7 protein-coding genes are annotated in these 3,764 nt (G+C 67.1%); 5 read left to right on the forward strand and 2 right to left on the reverse strand.

Going from position 1 to position 3,764, the window contains the following annotated elements; genetic code table 11:
* Window positions 1-201, forward strand: a 201-nt coding sequence (locus tag ADBZ5N_RS17900) for a hypothetical protein (RefSeq protein ID WP_526259780.1), incomplete at its 5' end; no start/stop codon positions are given.
* Between the two features lie 150 nt (window positions 202-351).
* On the opposite strand, the gene ADBZ5N_RS17905 is transcribed toward ADBZ5N_RS17900, so the two are convergent.
* On the reverse strand, window positions 352-480 hold the full coding sequence (locus ADBZ5N_RS17905; RefSeq protein WP_526259782.1) for a hypothetical protein: 129 nt from the start codon (window positions 478-480) through the stop codon (window positions 352-354).
* Window positions 481-593: 113 nt separating this feature from the next.
* On the opposite strand from ADBZ5N_RS17905, the gene ADBZ5N_RS17910 reads away from it, so the two are divergent.
* The 4 genes from ADBZ5N_RS17910 to ADBZ5N_RS17925 all read left to right on the forward strand — a co-directional run bounded on the left by ADBZ5N_RS17910 (window position 594) and on the right by ADBZ5N_RS17925 (window position 3,362).
* Window positions 594-851 (forward strand): hypothetical protein, encoded by a 258-nt coding sequence (locus tag ADBZ5N_RS17910; RefSeq protein WP_526259784.1) that lies wholly within the window; start codon window positions 594-596, stop codon window positions 849-851.
* 117 nt (window positions 852-968) lie between these two features.
* Window positions 969-1,199 carry a FitA-like ribbon-helix-helix domain-containing protein gene (locus ADBZ5N_RS17915; protein ID WP_526259786.1) on the forward strand — a complete coding sequence of 77 codons (231 nt, stop codon included), beginning with the start codon at window positions 969-971 and terminating at the stop codon, window positions 1,197-1,199.
* Window positions 1,186-1,578, forward strand: coding sequence for a type II toxin-antitoxin system VapC family toxin (locus tag ADBZ5N_RS17920; RefSeq protein ID WP_526259788.1), 393 nt, complete (start codon window positions 1,186-1,188; stop codon window positions 1,576-1,578). Before ADBZ5N_RS17915 ends, ADBZ5N_RS17920 begins: the two co-directional genes overlap by 14 nt.
* Before the next feature lie 29 nt (window positions 1,579-1,607).
* Window positions 1,608-3,362, forward strand: a complete 1,755-nt coding sequence (locus ADBZ5N_RS17925; RefSeq protein WP_526259790.1) for a hypothetical protein — start codon at window positions 1,608-1,610, stop codon at window positions 3,360-3,362.
* A 147-nt stretch (window positions 3,363-3,509) separates the two neighbouring features.
* On the opposite strand, the gene ADBZ5N_RS17930 is transcribed toward ADBZ5N_RS17925, so the two are convergent.
* A partial coding sequence (locus ADBZ5N_RS17930) for a hypothetical protein (RefSeq protein WP_526259792.1) occupies window positions 3,510-3,764 on the reverse strand: 255 nt, incomplete at its 5' end.

A 3,764-nucleotide genomic window follows, 5' to 3' on the forward strand; every position in this document is an offset into this window, starting at 1 on the left:
CGCTGCGAGGCGGGCAAAAGTGATGGTGGTTTCCCACCGGTCATCTTGCCTACCGCAAACCGGGGTGGTTTTCAGCGTCCAGCGTTCACCGGTGCTGCCGCCAGTGCCACCATCACCGCCAAGAAGCCAGCCGCCGCGGCGATCCGTACTTTCACGATCCTCATGTTTGGTTCCCTTTCAAGATCGGGCTTCATCTCCTGAAGTCGACGAAACCTCCAACTGCGCAATCCGAGCTCCTCGGCTGCGGACCTGCGCGGATCTGGTTACGCCAGTTGGCTATCGGCGCTTGTGATCTGCTGCTGGACGGCCGGCGATCGTAAATGCGGGTGCCGACGGGGAGCATGCTGTCGATCAGTTGCGGTTGAGGCCGAACTCGCGGGTCATCAGCGCCTGCTTGTGTAGAGGGGCTTGGCTGTAGAAGGGCTTGGCGGCGTCACCCGCGGGCTCTGGTTTCCCCCAATCGGTGGACGCGGTTGTCATCTCCGATAACGCCCGAACGGTCGACAGTCGTGGCGGCCAGCGCGCCGCAGAGTGGACGTCACCGGCACAGACAAAGCAAGCCGGGACGAAAACTTCGAACAAAAGGAACTGACATGAACGCCAACATCACCCGCCGCATCGCCACCGCACTGACCGGACCGGCCATCGCCGCCGGAATCCTGGCCGGTGGCCTCGCCCTGGGGGCGCCCGCCCAAGCCCAGGCGGCCATGGGCACCGCGACCTGTGTGACGGCGCCCGTCCCGGGAACGTCCCCCAACATGCTCAACCCGCTGACGCGGGCAGCCCAGGTGGCTACCTACGACTCCATCACCCAGCCGACCGTGGCGGCCGTCAGTTGCCTAGGGCACTGAGCGGCCAGCGCCCACCCGCCGGCCGGCGGGTGAAGCCGACCCGCCGATCACCTCTTCTGTGACTGCGCCGGTGCAGCTGCACTTGCACTCTGGCGCCACCAGCGCCAAAATGGCGCCATGACGAGTGTGCAGATCAAGGATGTTCCGGAGGAGACCCACGCGGTCCTGCGGCAACGCGCGGCGCGCGCGCACCAGTCGCTTCAGGAGTACCTGCGCAGTCGGCTGATCGAGGAGGCCGCCACCCCGACCCTGGAGGAAGTGCTCGAACGGGCCGCAAAACGTACCGGAGGCTCGGTGCCGCTGTCGACGGCGGCCAGAGCCGTCCGGAGCGACCGTGATCGTCGTTGACGCAAGTGTGCTGGCGGTCGCACTCGGGGACGACGGCGCCGACGGCAGCAGCGCCCGGGGCGCTGTCGCCGATGAGGTGCTCGCTGCTCCCGAGTTGGTCGATCTCGAAGTGCTGTCGGTGTGGCGCCGGCAGGTGGCAGCCGGAGAGATGACGGCCCGGCATGCCGCACTGGCGGTTTCGGACTTGGCGGCACTGCCCCTGCGCCGTATGTCGCATCGGCTGGTGCTGCAGCGTTGTTGGGAACTGAGGAATACCGTCACTGTGTACGACGCGGCGTATGTCGCCTTGGCTGAAGCTCTCGCGATCCCGCTGTTGACGGCCGACGCTCGGCTGTCCCGCGCGGCAGGCCTGCGTTGCGAGATCAAACTGGTCAAGTGAGTTCGGAGTGCCCGTCGTAGTCTTCCGGCATGCCCGAAAGTCGCGGCCGTCGAAGCCGCAAGCCCACCAGTTCCAAGGCGCGCCGCCCGCATCGGCGATCCGGGCCGCCATCGGGGGAGTCTTCGCTGCTCGATCACGTGAGCAGCGCAATGGCTGATCCCGACCCGCTGAACCTGCTCACCTACGTCAGCATGCTGATGTACATGACCGATCCGCGCCGCGTCGACCCGTTCGCCGGGCCGCAGGAGCAGACATCGATCCGACGCGAGGAGTTGCTCCCCACGTTCCTCGACGTGCCATGCCCCGAAACCTCGGCGCTGCTGGCAGCGCTCGCCGAGATGATCAGCGACGACGATGTGCTGTGCGCGCGAATCCGACGGGAATTGGCGGCGCGACCGCGGCTACAGCCGGCATGGCTGGCCGACCTCGGCGCCACCCGGATCAGCCGGGCGCTGCTGATGGGTCACATTCTGGGCGACGGCGACAACATCATCCTCGGAGTGGATCTGCCCGGCGGTCGAAGCGGCACCATCACGGTGTACGTCGACCACAACCTGGGAACCCTGGTCAAGGACGCGTTCACGATCTCCGAATCGTTCGACACGGTCGTGGCGAAATACCGTGAGGTCAACGAGGACCCCGACACCACATTCACCGACCTCGACCTCGCCGACGCCAGGGCGCGGATCGAGGCCGCGATCGACCGGGCCGCGATGACCTATCCGCCCTTCGAGACCGACACGTGGCCGGCCTGCCGCGCACTGGTCGAGTGGTTGATCCGACGCCTTCCCCGTGGAGGGTCCGGGTGGCCTGGGCTGCAATGGGAGTCGGATTCCCTCGATGATCTGGCTGACCGGTTCTTCCGGTCGGACGCCGGCTCTCAGCTCGACGACTCCGATCGCCGCGCGATGCTGGAATCGTTGCTATGGTTCGCGACCGACTACAGCACGGGCGACCCGATGCGCTGGAGTCCGGTGAAAGTCGAACTCCTGCTGATGGATTGGCTTCCTCGGAAGGTGCTGGCAGCGGCGGACTACCTGGATCTGGTGCCTGAGATTCTGCGTGCGTTCATCACCTTTGTGCACGGCGAAGCCGCAGTCCGAGCCGATCTCACGGCCGACACCCTGGCCGCCGTCGACCACTATGAACCGCAATACCGCAGCCTCGTGCGTACTCCCCGACCGCAGGGCGTCGACGCTGTACTGGCCGCACTGGGGTTGGACGACGACGAATCGGATCGCAGCGTCGCCGACATCATGCTCGAGTGTCTCGACAACGAAGTGGGCGGCCGGGTCGCGCTTGACGGACTCGACGACCGCCCGCTGCCCGACGAGCCGTTCTGCTGGGACCGCATCGACCCCGACGTCGCCGAACGGGTTCGCGAAGTCCTCATCTTGATCGACCGCTGCTGCGATGATCTGCTCGACACCGAATACCGGACCGCCTGCCGTCGCCTGCTGGCCCGCCTGGCGGCGCCGGCGGAGGCGTTTCGCCGCAAGGGCAAGCCGGGAGACCGCCGCGGCGGCGGTGGTGTGGCTCGTCGGCAAGGCCAACGACCTGTTCTGCAACGGCAGCCTGCAGGTGGACGAGTTGATGAGCTACTTCGGTCTGAAGGGCAGTGTTTCGCAACGTGCCGAGATGCTGATGCGCACGGCCGGATTGCCCTACACCAGCTACAGCCTCAGCTTCGGATCGCCGAACTACCTGATATCGGGCAAACGCCGGTGGATCATCGAGCAACGGGATCGGTACCGGTCCTAGAACGGCTCCTGTTATGCGTCTGACTTCGCCGCAGAGATCACACCTGGGCGTGCGTGTGGCGGGTGCCGGTGTCGCGGCACCGGGCCCGCCAGGTCCAGGCCGTCGGCCTGGCGGGCGCGGTGCTCGGTGGGCATCGTCGGCGACGCCGGCGCGTAGCCGAAGGTGACCCGCTACCTCGTCGCCCGGGCGCCGGTGGGCCGGGCCCCTACTGAGCGGGCCTCTTCTGATCGCGCCCGGCTTGGCTTGGCCACGGCCCGGCCGCTGTCGCCGGTGACAGCCTCTGCAGCGGGTACCTCGCCGCCGGTGACAGCCTCTGCAGCGGGTACCTCGCCGCCGGTGACAGCCTCTGCAGCGGGTACCTCGCCGCCGGTGACAGCCTCTGCAGCGGGTACCTCGCCGCCGGTGACAGCCTCTGCAGCGGGTAC

Origin of the sequence: Mycobacterium sp. (genome assembly GCF_044370595.1) — a bacterium.
Taxonomy (GTDB): Bacteria; Actinomycetota; Actinomycetes; order Mycobacteriales; family Mycobacteriaceae; genus Mycobacterium.

Excerpts from the sequence above, each read along its gene's own strand:
- ADBZ5N_RS17905 (WP_526259782.1), bottom strand. The coding sequence starts at position 480 with ATGACAACCGCGTCCACCGATTGGGGGAAACCAGAGCCCGCGGGTGAC.
- ADBZ5N_RS17925 (WP_526259790.1), top strand. The coding sequence starts at position 1,608 with ATGCCCGAAAGTCGCGGCCGTCGAAGCCGCAAGCCCACCAGTTCCAAG.
- ADBZ5N_RS17910 (WP_526259784.1), top strand. The coding sequence starts at position 594 with ATGAACGCCAACATCACCCGCCGCATCGCCACCGCACTGACCGGACCG.
- ADBZ5N_RS17915 (WP_526259786.1), top strand. The coding sequence starts at position 969 with ATGACGAGTGTGCAGATCAAGGATGTTCCGGAGGAGACCCACGCGGTC.